At 63.9% G+C, this 16,317-nt stretch carries 12 protein-coding genes; 1 reads left to right on the forward strand and 11 read right to left on the reverse strand.

The features are described from left to right. Nucleotides 1–241 precede the first annotated feature (241 nt). Nucleotides 242–3,697 carry a hypothetical protein gene (locus EYV96_RS16465; RefSeq protein ID WP_131152660.1) on the forward strand — a complete coding sequence of 1,152 codons (3,456 nt, stop codon included), beginning with the start codon at nucleotides 242–244 and terminating at the stop codon, nucleotides 3,695–3,697. 83 nt (nucleotides 3,698–3,780) lie between these two features. Here the strand turns inward: EYV96_RS16465 and EYV96_RS16470 are convergent, their stop codons facing one another. The 11 genes from EYV96_RS16470 to EYV96_RS16520 form a co-directional block, all read right to left on the reverse strand. After that, nucleotides 3,781–4,719, reverse strand: a complete 939-nt coding sequence (locus EYV96_RS16470) for a cupin-like domain-containing protein (protein ID WP_131152661.1) — start codon at nucleotides 4,717–4,719, stop codon at nucleotides 3,781–3,783. Between the two features lie 38 nt (nucleotides 4,720–4,757). After that, a complete protein-coding gene (locus EYV96_RS16475) occupies nucleotides 4,758–5,501 on the reverse strand; it encodes a hypothetical protein (RefSeq protein WP_131152662.1) in 744 nt (247 codons plus the stop codon). Between the two features lie 250 nt (nucleotides 5,502–5,751). Then, nucleotides 5,752–7,140, reverse strand: coding sequence for a TIGR03013 family XrtA/PEP-CTERM system glycosyltransferase (locus tag EYV96_RS16480; protein ID WP_240732632.1), 1,389 nt, complete (start codon nucleotides 7,138–7,140; stop codon nucleotides 5,752–5,754). Nucleotides 7,141–7,312: 172 nt separating this feature from the next. Continuing rightward, the gene (locus tag EYV96_RS16485; protein ID WP_131152664.1) at nucleotides 7,313–8,131 is read right to left on the reverse strand and encodes a 4'-phosphopantetheinyl transferase family protein; all 819 of its coding nucleotides are present in this window, start codon (nucleotides 8,129–8,131) and stop codon (nucleotides 7,313–7,315) included. A gap of 8 nt (nucleotides 8,132–8,139) precedes the next feature. Continuing rightward, entirely contained in the window at nucleotides 8,140–9,816 is a 1,677-nt protein-coding gene (locus tag EYV96_RS16490; protein ID WP_131152665.1) for a GMC oxidoreductase, read from the reverse strand. A gap of 88 nt (nucleotides 9,817–9,904) precedes the next feature. Further along, a complete protein-coding gene (locus EYV96_RS16495; protein ID WP_131152666.1) occupies nucleotides 9,905–10,915 on the reverse strand; it encodes an NAD-dependent epimerase in 1,011 nt (336 codons plus the stop codon). Between the two features lie 10 nt (nucleotides 10,916–10,925). Then, entirely contained in the window at nucleotides 10,926–12,203 is a 1,278-nt protein-coding gene (tviB, locus tag EYV96_RS16500; protein WP_131152667.1) for a Vi polysaccharide biosynthesis UDP-N-acetylglucosamine C-6 dehydrogenase TviB, read from the reverse strand. A 233-nt stretch (nucleotides 12,204–12,436) separates the two neighbouring features. Beyond that, nucleotides 12,437–13,030 (reverse strand): hypothetical protein, encoded by a 594-nt coding sequence (locus tag EYV96_RS16505; RefSeq protein ID WP_131152668.1) that lies wholly within the window; start codon nucleotides 13,028–13,030, stop codon nucleotides 12,437–12,439. A 146-nt stretch (nucleotides 13,031–13,176) separates the two neighbouring features. Then, the gene (gene queF / locus EYV96_RS16510; protein WP_131152669.1) at nucleotides 13,177–14,004 is read right to left on the reverse strand and encodes an NADPH-dependent 7-cyano-7-deazaguanine reductase QueF; all 828 of its coding nucleotides are present in this window, start codon (nucleotides 14,002–14,004) and stop codon (nucleotides 13,177–13,179) included. Then, nucleotides 14,001–15,410, reverse strand: coding sequence for a sensor histidine kinase (locus EYV96_RS16515; RefSeq protein WP_131152670.1), 1,410 nt, complete (start codon nucleotides 15,408–15,410; stop codon nucleotides 14,001–14,003). Before EYV96_RS16515 ends, queF begins: the two co-directional genes overlap by 4 nt. After that, nucleotides 15,410–16,093, reverse strand: a complete 684-nt coding sequence (locus tag EYV96_RS16520; RefSeq protein WP_131152671.1) for a response regulator — start codon at nucleotides 16,091–16,093, stop codon at nucleotides 15,410–15,412. Before EYV96_RS16520 ends, EYV96_RS16515 begins: the two co-directional genes overlap by 1 nt. Between the last annotated feature and the right edge of the window lie 224 nt (nucleotides 16,094–16,317).

The following is a 16,317-nucleotide window of genomic DNA, read 5'->3' on the forward strand; positions in this document are numbered from 1 at the left end:
GCGAGCGTGGGGCCGTGCCGGACGTCGGGGCACGCGGCGCCGAGTCCCGCTTTTCATTCCGGGGTTTACCCGACGGCGGCGCGACACGGTTCCGAATCGCGCCCGCGCACGTCCCCGGCCGCCGTCGGTTCCCGTCCCGGATGCCCTCTCGCGGGTCAGATGGATCGTCGGATCACCCCTGGAATCCGAAGGCTCGGGACGCCCCCGGCCACCGCCTTGCGAACTGAACGAGCAACCTGCCATGCCCCATCCCTCAAATAGCGCCTCACAAAACATCAACGTCGTGCCGGCCGCCATCCGCGCCAGCGGCGCCGGTTCGCTGGACCCCGCCGACTTGCCCATCGCACACATCTGCAACAGTGCGGGTTGGCACCTGCCCGAACCCTCTGGCATGGCCATGGAATGGCAGCCGCTCGCCGGCCCTGCTCCCGTGAATTCCGGGGCGGACGCAACCGGCGACGCCAATGCCGAAGTCGAGTGGATGGATGCAAGTGAATCGGGCAGCTGGATGACCGACAGTCAGGATCCGCTCCTGAGCAGCCTCGCAAGCTCGTACAGCACAACCAACCCCAGCGAAGTGGCCTTCCGGGCCGAACTGGCCGCAGCGCATCGGCCGGTGCTGGGGCGTGGCTGGACAGGCATCGAACGATACGACCCGAACACCCGCGACCTGCTCGAGTCCTCCCTGGACGAGGCATTCATCGCCACGCAGGCGAGCATGCGCAATATCCGGATTCGTCAGGAAGATACGGTCAAGCTGGTCGCATCGATCTGCGATACCCGCGATCCTGTGCAGATCGAACGCGCTTGCGACACGTTCGTGGTCATCCTGGACAAGGTGCTCCGAGGGCTGTCCCACCTCCATCACAATGACGATCTCATCGCGTTGGTTGACCCCGACGATGAAGACAGCATGGCGGAAGTCTATACACACGACCCCATGCGCCGGACTTTCTTCTTCGACAGCGCCAGATTCCTCAGTCTCGATTGCGCCGACGATGAATACCGCGCCCAGTTGGTGAGAGTCATGCGCATCGACATGGCCCGGACGTTCATTCACGAAGAGATCCACAAGATCTTTGGCCTCGGCGACCTCAGTTACCTCACGTATCTCACCGATGACATGGTGCCTGGTGCGCCGCTCCCCGAAATCCCGGCGCACTTTGCCAAAGTCCGGCGTGAACTGGTGAACTCACCTTCGCGTCGACGCTCCCTCCTGAGGGAGAGTGGTTACCGAAAGGATTCCATGAGTGGACTGCCTGAGGAAAATCGCAAGGACCGCAAGAGATGGCAGCGGATGGCCAACGCCGTCTTCCGGGCAACCGGCCAGCTCTTTCCACGCAATGCGGACCAGAACCGCCCGTCGATGGGTCATGCGATGGAGGAGAATGAACTGGCTGCCGCCGCGTTCCACTTCTACATACCCGATGTCATGGCGACGTTCGTGGCGCTCACCAGTGGGATGGAAGTGGATGCATATGCCGGCACGATGCCGAACTGGTACCCGCCCTTACAGGAGGTCGGCACGCACAGGCAACAACAAAAATCCAACTGGGCCGACGTGGCCGACACCTACCTTGGCGTGAAAGCAATCGGCGTGTCCATGCCGTCGGCCGGCAGGACGGGCGCCCAGTCACCCAGTCCTTCGGAAGTATCCCAGGGTAGCGGCAAGGGCGAGATGATGGATGAGCGCATCCATCGCTGCCTGGAGCGTCTGAACGAGGGGCTGCATGTGCTGCCAATGACGGGGGACCACGTGCCCGAATACATGATTGCCATCGCCCGAGAAATGCGCCCGGAACTGTTGCGCCGGGTGGCCGAATCGGATGAGGTGAAAGTGACTTATCTGACCGGCGAGCTTGCCATGCTGGAAATTCACGCCAACGGTTCCATCGAAGAGGTGCAGATTTCTTATCGACTTGATGCGCCAGTCGTCGCCAAACCAAAAGAGCTTCCCCCCGCTTCACGCGTGGCGGAACGCTCGCGGTCGCACCAGAAACTGCATCGATCCATCGACGCCCGTGCCGTCGCGCCACGCATGCCACAGACCGTCGCAACGCGCGCAAAGGACCCTGCGGCCGACGTTCGGATGGAGCAGCACCTCAGCGATCCGATGGAAAGGGCGCGCGACGCATTGTCCCTGCGCGCAGCGGTTTCGCCGTCGGCAGCCGATCGGCACGCCGGGTCATTGATGGGCGAGTCGCGCGAAAGGATCAGGCGCATGGGCGCAAAACTCGTGGCGCTCGGCGACTACCGGACGCCAGGCCTGCCCCGGAAGCTGGGGCACATCCTGAGCGAACTGAGCCAGGTTGAGGGCTGGCCGATGGCACACCAGGCGGAACTGTTCATGGAGCCTGCCGTGCTTCCCACCTTTGCGGAACTGATGTGGGCCTACCCAAGAAATTCGGAGCCTCTGGCGATCGTCCCGATGTCGCACGCTTTGAAGGTGCTGTCGTTGCATCTGGCGACGTCCGCTGGCCAGGATAAGCCGGGGCTGGCGCTCGATATTCTCGATCGGCTTATTCCTGCCGAGAAGGTCAAAGACAAAGGCAAAGACAAGGACTCGACCATGGCCTCATCGCCTTCGCAGGCGGCCGGAAGTAAAGGCTTGTCCGCGGCGAGCCTGATCGCGGGCATGCATCGGTCGCTCCATGGGTCAGGTGTGGCGATCCAGTTCGTCGAGTTGCTGGAACGGGCGGTTTCGCATCTCGATCCCGGGAAACACCGCGAGGTGGCAAAGCGTCTGAAAGGGAATGGGGAACGTGCGGTCGCGCCATGGTCGGACAAGATGTCGGTCAGGGACCGTTTCAAGGAGGACGTCTACGGAATTTCCACGCAGGGCGCTCCGGAAAAGGTCATCTCCGATCATCTGATCGATCGCGTGCGCCGCATCATTCGCCCCGGCGCATCGCCGGCAGGCAAACCATCCCCCAGGGACGTTCGCGCGGCCCTGGAGAAGTTGACCCCTTCGACACCTCTGGCGGTGGCGGTCCAGCACGCACGGCGATTGACCGAGATCGATCCTGAAGTGCCCTCCGAGAGCGCTCTGATTCTCGCCAGCAACCGGGCCCGGATTGCCAGCGAAAGCAGAGCGAAGCATGAGCGTAGGAAAGCTGAATTCAAGGCAAACCTGCGCGACTCGATCGCTGCCGAAGCCGGCGCGTACCAACGGTCCCTGGCGCGTGGAAAGATCGACGAGGAAGAGCGACAGGCGCGCCTGTCGCAGGCGTACCACCAGCGCATGGCCAGCTATCGGTCCGGTCGCGTTGCGCAAGCCGAGCAGCAGCGAATCGCGGGGCACGCCAGCCATGCGAAGACGACCGCGATGAATGATGCGAAACGTGACTCAGCCAGGTCCGCTTTGATGCGTGCGCCAGGCAAGGTGTCGAATCGAGGAACGCGGGTCCCCCCACTGGGATGCGCGAGTGAGGGCAGGCTGCCGATATCGACCTCGACCTTGGCGTCCAGGCATATGCCGGCGCCGCCTGGGGCCATGGCGCAGATATCGCCGGAGGACCTGGAGCGTCGATTCAATGACCTAAGGAGGTTGAATGCGCATGAGCCAGGCGAAAGTGCAAAGGACATGGAAATGCGCTCTGCCCGGTTGGCGGCATACTGGATGCAGCAAGGGGTCCGGGAGGCGCGCGAAATAGAGCGTCGGCACCGTGCCCTGCGAGGCGGTCCCTCGCCGACTTAAGCCCCATGGCAGACGACGTCCAGCGTTAGCACCCGGCTTCCCCAGGCCGTACACGCATCGCTTTTTCTGCGGCAGGCCGACGCTCAGGTCGGCTCTGCTTCCGCGCCATGCAGCAGGCGATTCACGCGCTGGCCAGCACGTGCAAACCCGCATTTGGCACGATCAAGCCACGCGTTCCTGCCAATGGGGCTTGGGTGCAGGCCAAACTGCCGTAATCGTGCATTGAAGCGATAAGCGTCCGTCCACATGTCCGACTGGCGCGTGCGGAAGGTGAGTGCGAGCGAAACAGAGAGCTCGCCAGCCGTATGCACGCGGTGTGGCGCAATGAAGGGGTGGTGTACGCCGACGCCGGGCTCCAGCGTATAGGCCATGGCCTTGGCTTCGAACGAAGGCAGGTAGCGCGGACGGTTGCCGACGCGCGACAGCAACAGATCCTTCTGTTCGGACGACATGATGTCATCGTCGTCCTGGTCCCAGAGAAACACCTGCTTGGTGCCGCGCAACTGCAGCAGGAAATTCATCTCGCGATCCATGTGATAGGGCGTCACGGCATGGCGCGTCGAGATAAAGACGTACGTGGAGTACCACGTGATCCATGGATCCATGCCGTGGGTTTGCGCGGCGATCTCGCCGATCAGCCCTTCGATGATGGGCTGGTACTCCGGATCGCGTTCGGGATTGTTGATGCAGATGTAGGCCTGGCTTTCCTCGAAATGATCGAGCACGTCGCTGAGCGTCAGGTCCTTCTTGTAATGGTCGTACGACGTCTCAAGGGGCTCGTCGCCAGGGATGTTGCCCATGCGGAACAGAATGTCCTGAGGCGGTCGACGGCGGCAGAGCGTGAACAGCGACTCCAGCGAAAACGCCGGGTGATTCGCCATGTGGTGTTCAATCTGAAAAGGCTTGCGGTTGTAGAGCTCGCGCATCGTGCCGGCATCGAAGCCAAGCATGCGCGATGTCTCCTTGCGTCCACGCGCGAGCATCCGCGCATAGTGATCGTGCGAAATCATCTGGCCCAGCATGTCGCTCCCCTCAACGGAAGAAACCACACAGGCACGAGTTACTTGTTCGCTTGAAACGCGAACAGCCACAGTATGGCCCCCTGGATGGGCGATCCAATCCAACTGACGTTATAGGTGCCGGCCTGGTCGACCTGTCGTACGGCTACCGCCGCCTGCACGCCGCTGTTGTCAGGAAGCATCAGGTAACTATCGATCATCGTAAAACCTTCCGATGGTTGCGTCGTCATGCGCTTGACGCCGCCATCGCCCCACCACACGGCAACCAGCGTTGCAGGGCCGGTCGTGGTGACTTTGCCGCTGGTCAGCACGAGGCCGGGTTGAGGGTAGTTCTGCGCAACATCTTGCAGCACGCCGGCGTTGCGGACTTCGATGAAGGGTGCCGTCAGCTCACCGACAGGATCACCCGGCTTGTCGAAGCGCAGCGTGTGCTTCGCGCCGCCCTTCGCGTTCATCGCAACATAGGCTTGCACGCTGAAGGTGTCGCCATAGTCGCGGTACGTCACGGGACCGCCGACGGCTTTCCACCGATTGCCGAAACTGTCCTGGGGACGCGTGCTGTTGCTGGCATAGCCGGCATTGAAGGTGATGAATGCACTGCCGCTCGCCGCGGTGTCGATGGGGTCGCTTACGGCCGGGCTGACGCCCATGCCTTCGGAGTGCGTGATCAGCGTATGGGCACCGAGTTCGGTGACCGACTGCGCGTGCGACGCGGCCGCCCCTGCCGAGAACAGCAACGTGGCAAACAGGCGCGTGCGCCCCGGCATCTCGTTCGACTTGCGCATGCAGTGTCTTCCCGCGGCAAAGGCCCATGGGTGAGTAGCGAGGGCACCGGAACGTTACACGGCTGGATTGCCAACAAGCACTGCGGTGCGTACCCCTGTTGCCGGTACGTCCGGGCTTGCGCCCCCGTTACTCGCCTATGGGCCCTTTTGGGGCGGAAGAACGGTAAACGGTGAACGGTAAGAGCAGGTAGGCTGAAGGGCATCGCACCCCGCTTTTACTGTTCACCGTTCACTGTTCACTGCTCTCCACTCAACGAGCCCCTCGACCAAACAAAACCACCTCAACCGTCTGGATCAGAATGAGCAAGTCGAAAAGCAAGTTGTGGTTCTTCACATAGAACAGGTCGTACTTCAGTTTCTCTGCCGCTTCCTCGACGGTCGCGCCGTAGGGGTAGCTGATCTGCGCCCAGCCGGCCAGGCCGGGCTTGAGGCAGTGACGCACGCTGTAATAGCGGATCTGGTTCATGAGGTCGGCGACAAGCTGCGGGCGTTCCGGACGCGGGCCGACGATGCTCATCTCGCCCTTGAAGACATTCCACAATTGCGGAAGTTCATCCAGGCGAAGCTTGCGGCAGATCTTGCCTACGCGGGTGACGCGATCGTCATTGGCGGTAGCCCAGCGAGCCTTGCCGTCGATTTCCGCATCGGTGCGCATGCTGCGGAACTTGAGCAACCAGAATGTGCGGCCACGTTCGCCGACGCGCTCCTGGCGATAGAGAATCGGCTGGCCCGCGCCGGACTCCATACGAATCGCCAGGGCCGTCGCCAGCATCAGCGGCCAGCACAGCAGCATCATCACGCTGGCCATGATCAGGTCGAAACTGCGCTTGCTCAGGCGGCGCAAGGGTGTGGCGTTGAAGCCACCGGAGAACACCAGCCACGAGGGGTCGAGCAGGGCGAGCTGCACGCGGCCGGACTCGCGTTCGAAAAAGGTCGTCAGTTCGGTCACGGTAATGCCAAGCTGGCGGCATTCGAGCAGATCGTCCATCGGCAGGTGGCCGCGACGGTCGTCCACGCCGACGACCACTTCATCGATGCGCTCGTCCTCGACGATCTGGCGCAAGGTGATGTCCGGACCCATGACGCGTTCGTCGGGCACCACGATCGGTTCGCCCGCGCGTGGCAGGTAGCCGACCACGTTGAAGCCACGACGATCGGAGCGGCGGCGCATCAGGTTGTGAAACTGCGACGCGCGTACGCCGGCGCCGAGGAACAGCACGCGACGCTTGAGTGCTTCCATTTCCACCAGGCGCATGAACAGCGTGCGGAACGTCAGCAGGGCGAGGAATGCGATGAGCAGTGCCAGCGCGAGCACGCCGCGGCCGACATACGCCTGCGGCACGACGTAGTACGCCACCACGATGCCGAAGCCGCCCAGCACAAAAGCCACGGCCTGATGGGCGACCATGCCAAAGCGCGTCATGCGGATATGCGACTGGTACTGGCCGAGGGCCACCATGGCGACGATCAGGATGATGGCGAACACCAGCGAGCGCTCGGGCATGTGCGCGGAGAACTCGGCCAGCTCGTCCGGCTTGCCGAAGTAGCGCAAGTGCATGGCCAGGTTGAGGGAGCCGGCGAGGATGAACAATTCGCACAGGCCCAGCATCACGAGCCATCGCGCCGACTGCCTTCGCATGAAGTCGAACATTCCACTGCCCCCATCACGTTCCCGGGCGCGGCTACCATGCCCCGCCCGCTGGAACATCAGGCTACGGCCCGGCATCGCGCAGTGTCGATGTCACCTAGGTAAGAGTTGGGGTAGGCCAAAACGGGTCGGCCGAGTGGCATGTAGCCGGGGTGATACAGCGTCAGGCGTGGTCGAGCGCGTGCATGGCGACGCACGTGACGTCGCCGGGCGCCGCCAGTGCGCCGACCAGCCCGGGTGGAAGATGGATGTCGCGTATCAGGCACGCCGGTTGCCCGCGCGCGCAGGTCGGAGGTTCCATCGGCGCATCAGGCGTCAGCCGGATCGATGCCGGCGTTGCCGTAAGGCCCACGCCAAAGGCCTTGAGCAAGGCTTCCTTGCGCGTCCACAGTTGCAGGATGGCGGATTCACGTTCACCCGGAGGAAGCGCCGCGACGGCGCCGACTTCGTCTTCGTGGCAGATGGTGCCAAGCATGTCGTCTAGCGCCAGGTCGCACGGCAATCGCTCGATATCGACGCCCACGATGGGCGTGGCGCCAATGGCAATGGCGACCCAGCGACCGCTGTGGCTGAGGCTAGTCGCCAGTCCTGTTCCCGGGAGCACCGGTTGGCCCAGTGGCGTGAAACCCAGCGGTACGTCGAGCGGTTCGAGGTTCATGCAACGGCCGATCGCCTTGCGCCACAGCGCATGGGCGAGCACGTGAATGACCCGGTCATGGCTCTGGCGGAAACGTGCGGCCCGCATGCGCTCGCGGCAGTCGAGCCAGTCTTCCGCCGCGGTGGCGTGCTGCCGCCAGCCCATGGTGTCGAAAACCAGCACGCGTACCTGATGCTCGCGGGGACGCTCCCAGGCCAGCCGGTCGAAGGCGCGGTCGGCGGCGACTTCAAAACGCCAGCGCAAGGCGTGGGCCGGCCGATCGGACCCTGCCGCTGGCGTAGCCATCGGGGCGGGACGTTCGGACGGCAGTCGCAAGTTGTGCATGATCGCGCTCAAAGCATGCCCGTGCTCGCGGCATCGGTCAGCAAGCCACGCAGGTGTTCGGCCAGGCGCATGCTCAAGGCGACGATGGTGAAGGTGGGGAAGGCCCAGCCGCCGGTGGGGAACACCGAACTGCCTGCGATATGCAGGTTATCCATGCCGTGTACGCGGCAATGGCGGTCGACCACGCCCGTCGTGGGGTCATCGGACATGCGCGTCGTGCCGAGGTGGTGGGCGGTGCCGTGCACCTGGGGCGTGGAGCCGTCGACGACCCAGGCTTCGGGTTCGAAACGTCCGTTGCACGCTTGTGCGAGCTCTTCACCGAAAAGCATGGCGGCGTGACGATAGGTGTAGCGATCCAGCGGCGTCAGTTGCCAGTCGACCCGCACCTTGCGCTGGCCCATCGCATCGAGCTCGTCGCCCAGCGTGACGCGACTGTGGCGATTGGGCGCCTGCTCGAAATAGCCCACCAGCTCGACGTGGCTGCTGCGCACCGTGGGTTTGTCGGTGAGCTTGTGCATGACGGCGCGCGCGATATCGCCCATGCCAAGCCCGACGCGAAGCATCAGCGTGCCGAGGTTGTCGCTGGTCATCACGGTGGCATCGCTGGCCGAGGGACCGTTCCTCATCGCCGCGCACAACTGGGCTTCAAGCAAGGTGCCTTCGTCGGGCTTGGGTGCGGCGCGGAGGGCGGCGCGAAACTCGCGCAGGGCGCGGATGCCATTGGGAATCGGGCCTTCCACGGCAAAGGGGTGTACGCGTCCATTGAGCATCTGGCGCTCGCTCTGCACGTGCGTGGACAAGCCGATCTCCGGGAAGGCCGGTGCGCTGCCTTTGCCCAGGTCACGGTCGTAAGGACGGGTCAGGCGATGCGGTTGATCGGTATGCACCGTGCCCAGGCGACCGCTGGGATGATCCATGAAGTAGCGGCCAACCAGATCGTGCGCATTGCCGAGCCCTTCGGGTATGACCGAGTTGGACAGGAGCATCAGTCGCGCATTTTCAATGCCGCCGCAGGCCAGCACGTAGTGGCGTGCGCGGATGCTGCCGCGCTTGCCATCCAGGGTGCCGATGCGCGCGCGCAGGATGCGCTGGCCACTGGCGTCGGCGTCCAGTTCGATCAGGTTCGTGTGCAGGAGGATGAGGATGTTGGTCGCGCGCTCGATTTCGCCGCGATACGCCGAACCGAACAGGATGGGGCTGCGCGCGAAGATATGGTTGGTGAGCTTGCTCTCGTCCAGGGGCAGCGGCGTGCGCGGCACTTCGCTGCGGAACGAACCGTCGGCCAGCTCCTGATCGCCGATCTGGCAGAACGCACGGGCGCGTTCGTACCATGGCTGCAGTTCCTCGAAACCGATGGGCCAGCCACTCTCCGGCACCCAGTCACGCTGGCCGAGGTCGTGGCGACCGAAGGGAATGCAGCCGCCGCCCCACAGGTTGCAGCTGCCGCCGAACACACGCATGCGCGACGAGGCGGCATCGAACGGCACCTCGCCCACCGAGTCGCCTTCATAAAGCGACTGGCTGGCGTGTTCGCCGGACAGGCCGCCGCTTTCCACGACGCAAACGCGCAGGGACGTACCAAGGAACGAGCGCGCAATCGCCAGGCCGGCCGCACCGGCCCCGATCACGCACAAGTCCGCCTCCACATCCGTGGGATCAAGACCGCTGAGGTTGTCGATGATCACGCCGTCCCCCTGTTTTTTTCATTTTTGAGGTAGCGCCGCGAGGAAACGGCGGGACCCGACGGGCGGCGTGTGCAGAGCATGGGTGTGCCTACACGCCGTAGTAATCGCGGTACCAGCGTACGAAGCTCGCCACGCCGGTTTCCACCGCTACATGAGGCCTATAGCCAACGGCCTGTATCAGGCTCGATACATCCGCTTCCGTATCCGGGACATCGCCGGCCTGAAGCGGCAGCATCTCCAGCCTGGCCTTGCGACCGAGGCATTGTTCGAGCACTTCGATATAACGAAGCAACGCCACGGGCTGCTCGTTGCCGATGTTGTAAAGCCGAAACGGCGCCACGCCGCTGCTGGACGGATCGGGCGAGGCGCTGTGCCACTGCGGGTCCTTGCCCGGCACATGGTCGAGCGTGCGCACCACCCCTTCGACGATGTCGTCGACATAGGTGAAGCTGCGCTTGTGCTGGCCATGGTTGAACACTTTCAACGGCTCGCCGGCAAGGATGGCGCGGGTGAACAGGAACAGCGCCATGTCCGGCCGGCCCCATGGTCCGTAGACCGTGAAAAAGCGCAGGCCCGTGCAGGGAAAGCCGTAGAGATGCGCGTAACTGTGCGCCATCTGCTCGTTGGCTTTCTTGGTGGCGGCGTACAGCGTAAGCGGGTGTTCGGCGGGACGGTGCTCGGAGAACGGCATGTCGGTATTGGCGCCGTAAACCGAGCTGGTCGATGCGAACACAAGGTGCTCGACGCCATGCTGGCGGCAACCTTCGAGTACATGCAGGAAGCCGGTGACATTACTGCTGACGTAGACGTGCGGGTTCTCCGCCGCGTAACGCACGCCGGCCTGGGCGGCCAGGTGCACGACGCGCTGCGGTCGATGGCGCACGAACAGTGCTTCCATCCTGTCGCGATCGGCAAGATCCGCGTGGACGTGCGTGTAGTTCGGGTGATCGATGAAGCGCGCGAGACGCGCCTTCTTCAGGGTGACGTCGTAGTAGTCGTTGAGGTTGTCCAGGCCAATGACGCGCACGCCTTTGTCGAGCAGGGCAAGGGCGACATGCGAACCGATGAAGCCGGCGGTGCCTGTGACGAGGACGTCCATCGATAGGCTCTCAGAGTCGCCCGTCCACGTCGGCGCGCGGCAGGACATATTTCACGTCGTAGACCACGGCTTCCGGTTTGCCAAACGCGCGAATTCCCGCGGCGCCCAGCGCGACGAACTGATGATGGCCGACCGCCACGATCACCGCGTCGTAGGCGCCTCCCTGCGGCTGGGCGACCGGGTGAATGCCATACTCGTGGTGCGCTTCGTCGGCGTTGACCCAGGGGTCGTGGATGTCGACTTCGGCGTTGTAGCTACGCAGCGCGTGGAGAATGTCGACGACGCGCGTATTGCGCAGGTCCGGGCAGTTCTCTTTGAAGGCGAGGCCAAGCAGCAATACCTTCGCGTGCACCGGATTGATGCCCTTGCGCACCATGAGCCGGATGACTTCGCTGGCGATGTACGGCCCCATGCCGTCATTGGTGCGACGGCCGGCGAGGATGACGTCGGGATGATGGCCGACCTCCTGCGCCTTGTGCGTGAGGTAGTACGGGTCGACGCTGATGCAGTGGCCGCCGACCAGTCCGGGACGAAACGGCAGGAAATTCCACTTGGTGCCCGCCGCCTGGAGGACTTCGAGCGTGTCGATGCCGAGCTTGTTGAACAGGATGGCCAGATCATTGACCAGGGCGATGTTGAGATCGCGCTGCGTGTTCTCGATGACCTTGGCTGCTTCGGCGACCTTGATGGAGCTCGCCTTGTGCGTGCCCGCGATGATGATCGAGCCATAAAGCCGATCGATGAATTCTGCCGTCTCCGGCGTCGAGCCCGAGGTCACCTTGAGAATGCTGGTGACGCGGTGCTGCTTGTCGCCCGGATTGATGCGCTCGGGGCTGTAGCCGGCATGGAAGTCGCGATTGAACACCAGGCCCGAGCCGCGCTCGAGGATCGGCACGCAGACTTCTTCGGTGCAGCCGGGATACACCGTGGATTCGTACACCACGATGTCGCCACGCTTGAGCACCTTGGCCAGGGTTTCGCTGGCGCGCACGAGCGGCGTCAGGTCAGGGCGCTTGGCTGAATCGATCGGCGTGGGAACCGTGACGATGAAAACGTTGCGGTCGCGCAGGTCATCAAGCATGGCACTGAAGCGCAGTTGCGCGGCGTCGGCAAGCTCGCCGGCGCTGACTTCCAGCGTGTTATCGCGCCCTTCGCGCAGTTCCGCGATGCGGGTGGCATTGATGTCGAAGCCGACCGTGTCATAGCGCTTGCCAAACTCCACGGCCAAAGGAAGACCTACGTAGCCGAGGCCGATGATGGCGAGCTTGGTGTCTTCCAGTTGCCGCATAGGGCCCCCTGTCCTGGCATGAAACGTCCGGGGCTGGGCGGTCCCGGAAGGCCGAAGGCGTTACCGCACAGGCGGTTGGCGGTCCTTCGCATCGGCCGCGAAAGGCTAGCAAAGCGAGGCCAGCTTGCCCCTAGACCGTGCGGCAGGTGGTCGTATGGCCGATGGAGGTAGGCCGCGCATAAAAAAACGCCGCCGCATGGCTGCGACGGCGCTCTTATGCGGCGAGTCAGGGCTCAGCTTTTGGATACTTCGAACGGTTGCGTGGATACCGGTTTGCCATTGAGCGAGATCACGACCTGGTATTTGCCCGCGGGCCACAGGTTGGGGTTGCGGACCTCGAACGTGGTGACGGCCGGGCCACTGGCCCTGAACTGCTGGTCGGTCTGGGTGATCTGCTGCGACTTGCCTTCCAGGTAGCTCCAGGCGGCACTGAGCGTGGCGCCTTCGGTCTGGCCGTGCGTGGTTACGCTGGCGTAGATCGTAGGATCGTTCGGAGCGAAGTGGTTGCGTGCTTCGCTGACGCCGTCTTCGCCGGCGACTTTGTTGCCGAGTTTCACGTCGGTGACTTTCAGCGATTCGGGTTTAAGTGACGACGTCGTGCCTGAGTGGGCCGGCATGCTGGTCGTGCTCGCCGGCGGCGGCATGGTTGCGGACGTGCTGGCTGGTGCCGGCGCTGGCGGCGCGGCTGCCGGCGCGACGGGTGCCGTGCTGGCCGCGGGCGGCGTGGCTTCTTGCGACTGGTCTTGCTGCTTGCCGCAGGCGCTGAGCACGATGACGCCTGCGAACGTGGCGCTGCACAGGACGATGTGGAGCTTCGAGGGCTTCATGGTGGCCTCCTTGGGCGAAAACCGAGGGGCCTGCACCCCCGTGGTGCGGCCCACAGGCAGAGCAGCCTAGTCCCGTGCGCATGAAGCTCCGGTTACCGCCCGGCCCATACGCGCGCTTCACATCCAGGCACGCGCCATCGTGATGGCTACTGACGCGTGCCGCGGGGATTGCCGGGCGCATCGGTCGCGTCCGTGCTGCGGAACGGGTTGATATCCAGGCCGCCCCGACGCGTGTAACGCGCATAAACGCTCAGGTAAACCGGCGCGCATTGCGCCATGACATCGACGAAAATGCGCTCTGCGCACTGCTCGTGAAATTCATTGTGATTGCGGAACGACACCAGGTAGCGCAACAAGCCGGCGCGATCCATGCGCGGTCCGCGATAGCGGATCTGTACCGAACCCCAGTCCGGCTGGCCCGTCACCGGGCAGTTGGAGCGCAGCAAGTTAGACACGAGTGCCTCGTCCACGACGTCGGCCTCCGCTGCCAGGGCAAGGTGCGATGCCTTGGGTGGGCCGTAGTCATCAATCGCCACGTCGAGTCCGTCGATCGATTCGCCTGCCAGATCGGTGAACACGCGTCCGTCGGCATCCGGGCCGCTCAGGACGACCTCGATCGGTGCACCGGCGGCAGCCGAAAGGTCGCGCGTCAGCGTATCGGCCAGCGTGCGCTCGTCAGCGATGCGCTCCTGCGAAAAGCCATTGAGATACAGCTTGAACGACTTCGATTCGATGATGTTGGGCGAGGTCGCCGGGACGCGGAATTCCGCCAGCGCCACGCGCGGCTTGCCGCGTGCATCGAGCCACGACAGCTCGTAGGCGTTCCAGACATCAACGCCGTGGAAGGGCAGGTTGTCGCCCACGCCGATTTCTTCGCGCTTGGCCGTGCGGGGAATCGGGAACAGCAGGGAGGGGTCGTAGCGATCGGCGTAGACCGTGGTCTTGCCGAGCGGGGAGTGTTCAGGAGTGCTCATCCCTCCATTTTAATCGAGCCGGGGCGAGCGCGCGTGAAACGCAGGGTGACGGCCAGTCCGTGCGGCAGGGCGTTGGCCAGTCCGATGCTGCCACCGTGTCGCTCGACGGCTGAGCGTACGATGGAGAGGCCCAGGCCGCTGCCGGTCTGCGACTGGTCCGGGGCGCGAAAGAAACGGTCGAACACGCGCTCGCGCACCTCGTCGGCGATGCCCGGTCCCTGATCCACGATGCGAATGCAGACTTCACCGGCATCGTCAGCCACCGTCACCGCGATGGCGCCCCCGACCGGACTGTATTTGATGGCGTTCTCGATCAGGTTGTCGAACATCGAGACCAGGCTTTCACGTTCGCCGTCGATCACCTGGTTACCTTCGCCGTCGAGGATCAGATCCACCTGGCTTACGCTGGCCAGCGCATCGAGCATCGCGAGGCGCTCCTGCAGCAGTTCATGGACGTCGATGGGTTGCGTGACATGGCCATTGACGTGCGATTCGCTGCGCATGAGCTTGAGCAACTGGTCCACCAGCCGCTGGATGCGATGCATCCCCAGCAGCAGGTTCTGCATCAGGTCATCCCGCCGTGGCCCCTGGCGGCAGGAATCCATCGCCTCGATGTTCACGCGCAACGCGGCCAGGGGCGTGCGCAACTCGTGCGCGGCATCGGCAATAAAGCTGCGCTCGCGCTCGAACGTGGCGGCCATGCGCGCCAGCAGTGCATTTACGGCCTTCAGCATCGGGCGAAGTTCACGGTGCCTGGGTGACAGCGGCAGTGGCGCGAGATGGGAGAAATTGCGTTGGGCGATCTCACGCGAAATCCGTCGCCACGGACGAAACGCCAGGTGCACGGAGAGCCACCCGGCGAGCACCAGCAGCGGCAGGAAGACCAGCAAGGGCACTACGCCAAGCTCGTACAGCATGATCAGCCAAAACATGCGGTGATAGCGCACTACATAGGTCACTTCGAGGTCCGAGCGCTCGCTCTGGCGGGTCAGTGCGTGATAAGTCGCGCCGTCGGCGATGGTGATCGCCTGGACGGTATCCGGCGCGGAGTTGCTGATGCCATCGGGAATGCGGGTCGAGCTGTACAACAGCGTCCCGCGCCGGCGCACGATGAAGCCTTCGGCGATGGGGCCGTCGGCCACGAGTGGGGGCAGCGAGACGAAGGCGCGATCGATGGCGCTCAGCACTTCGTACGGGTGGCGATCAGCCGCCAGGTTTTCGACCGCCTGCATGATCGCGCGGTAACGACCTTCGTCACGCAAATAGTCGCTGTCGTCGGTCGACGTGATGGCAATGGTCGACGCGACCGCCGCCAGCATCAGGCTCACCACGAGCGCCTGTGCCACCAGCATGCGTCGTACCAGTGACGGTGCGAGCCAGCGACGAAAAAGCGAGGGCCATCGCATCAGGAGGGACGGTCGGCCCACGCGGCCCGGTCGATCACGAAGCCCACGCCGCGCACGGTGCGGATGTATCCGCCGCCGATCTTCCGGCGCAGCTTGGCGATATGCACGTCCAGTGCGTTGCTGTCGCCTGAAATCCCACCGGGGAGTGCGTGCTGCTCGAGCTGTCGCCGTGTCATCACGCGGTCGGCGCGCTTGAGCAGCAAGGCAAGCAGGTCGAACTCGCAGCGCGACAACGCCACGGGCCTTCCCTTGACGCTGACGCGCCGGCTTGGCTCATGCAGGGTGAGTTCGCGCAGCACCAGATGGTCACCGTCAGAGCCGTAACTGCGCCGGACAATGGCGCGGACACGCGACACCAGTTCCGCCAGGGCGAAGGGCTTCACGAGGTAGTCGTCGGCGCCATGATCGAATCCGCGCAGGCGATCGTTGAGGCCATCGCGCGCGCTGAGGATCAGGACGGGCAGGCGCTGTTCGCGCTCGCGCCTGAGTCGCTCAAGCAACGACATGCCATCGCCGTCAGGGAGGCCGAGATCCAGGAGGACGACATCGCAGTACTCCGTCTCGAGCATGTGGATGGCTTCTTCGAGCCGCCTAACCCAGATGACATCCACGCCCTGGTCGGTGAGCGCGATGCGTATGCCATTGCCAAATTGCAGGTCGTCTTCGATCAGAAGCGTCTTCATGGAGCTGTCTCGATAAGCGATACGCGCGTTTGCGTTGCCGGAAGTATCCCGCCTGTACGTCGCGTTGCTCCTGATGTTTCATGAACTTTTCATCGGTGGAAAGGTGATGATCGACCGGACTCACGATGCATCGCGCTTGTGCATGGAACACGCTCATCCGGGTGTCCGCGCGACTGGCTTCGCGCGCGTGAACGCGAAGCATGCCCGTCATGCAAGGTCTTGCA

It is taken from the genome of Dyella terrae (genome assembly GCF_004322705.1).
GTDB lineage: Bacteria > Pseudomonadota > Gammaproteobacteria > Xanthomonadales > Rhodanobacteraceae > Dyella_D > Dyella_D terrae.

What these genes read in the sequence shown, in the direction of transcription:
- EYV96_RS16465 (WP_131152660.1), top strand. Translation starts at nt 242, where the DNA reads ATGCCCCATCCCTCAAATAGCGCCTCACAAAACATCAACGTCGTGCCG.
- EYV96_RS16470 (WP_131152661.1), bottom strand. Translation starts at nt 4,719, where the DNA reads ATGCTGGGCCAGATGATTTCGCACGATCACTATGCGCGGATGCTCGCG.
- EYV96_RS16475 (WP_131152662.1), bottom strand. Translation starts at nt 5,501, where the DNA reads ATGCGCAAGTCGAACGAGATGCCGGGGCGCACGCGCCTGTTTGCCACG.
- EYV96_RS16480 (WP_240732632.1), bottom strand. Translation starts at nt 7,140, where the DNA reads ATGCGAAGGCAGTCGGCGCGATGGCTCGTGATGCTGGGCCTGTGCGAA.
- EYV96_RS16485 (WP_131152664.1), bottom strand. Translation starts at nt 8,131, where the DNA reads ATGCACAACTTGCGACTGCCGTCCGAACGTCCCGCCCCGATGGCTACG.
- EYV96_RS16495 (WP_131152666.1), bottom strand. Translation starts at nt 10,915, where the DNA reads ATGGACGTCCTCGTCACAGGCACCGCCGGCTTCATCGGTTCGCATGTC.
- tviB (WP_131152667.1), bottom strand. Translation starts at nt 12,203, where the DNA reads ATGCGGCAACTGGAAGACACCAAGCTCGCCATCATCGGCCTCGGCTAC.
- EYV96_RS16505 (WP_131152668.1), bottom strand. Translation starts at nt 13,030, where the DNA reads ATGAAGCCCTCGAAGCTCCACATCGTCCTGTGCAGCGCCACGTTCGCA.
- queF (WP_131152669.1), bottom strand. Translation starts at nt 14,004, where the DNA reads ATGAGCACTCCTGAACACTCCCCGCTCGGCAAGACCACGGTCTACGCC.
- EYV96_RS16515 (WP_131152670.1), bottom strand. Translation starts at nt 15,410, where the DNA reads ATGCGATGGCCCTCGCTTTTTCGTCGCTGGCTCGCACCGTCACTGGTA.
- EYV96_RS16520 (WP_131152671.1), bottom strand. Translation starts at nt 16,093, where the DNA reads ATGAAGACGCTTCTGATCGAAGACGACCTGCAATTTGGCAATGGCATA.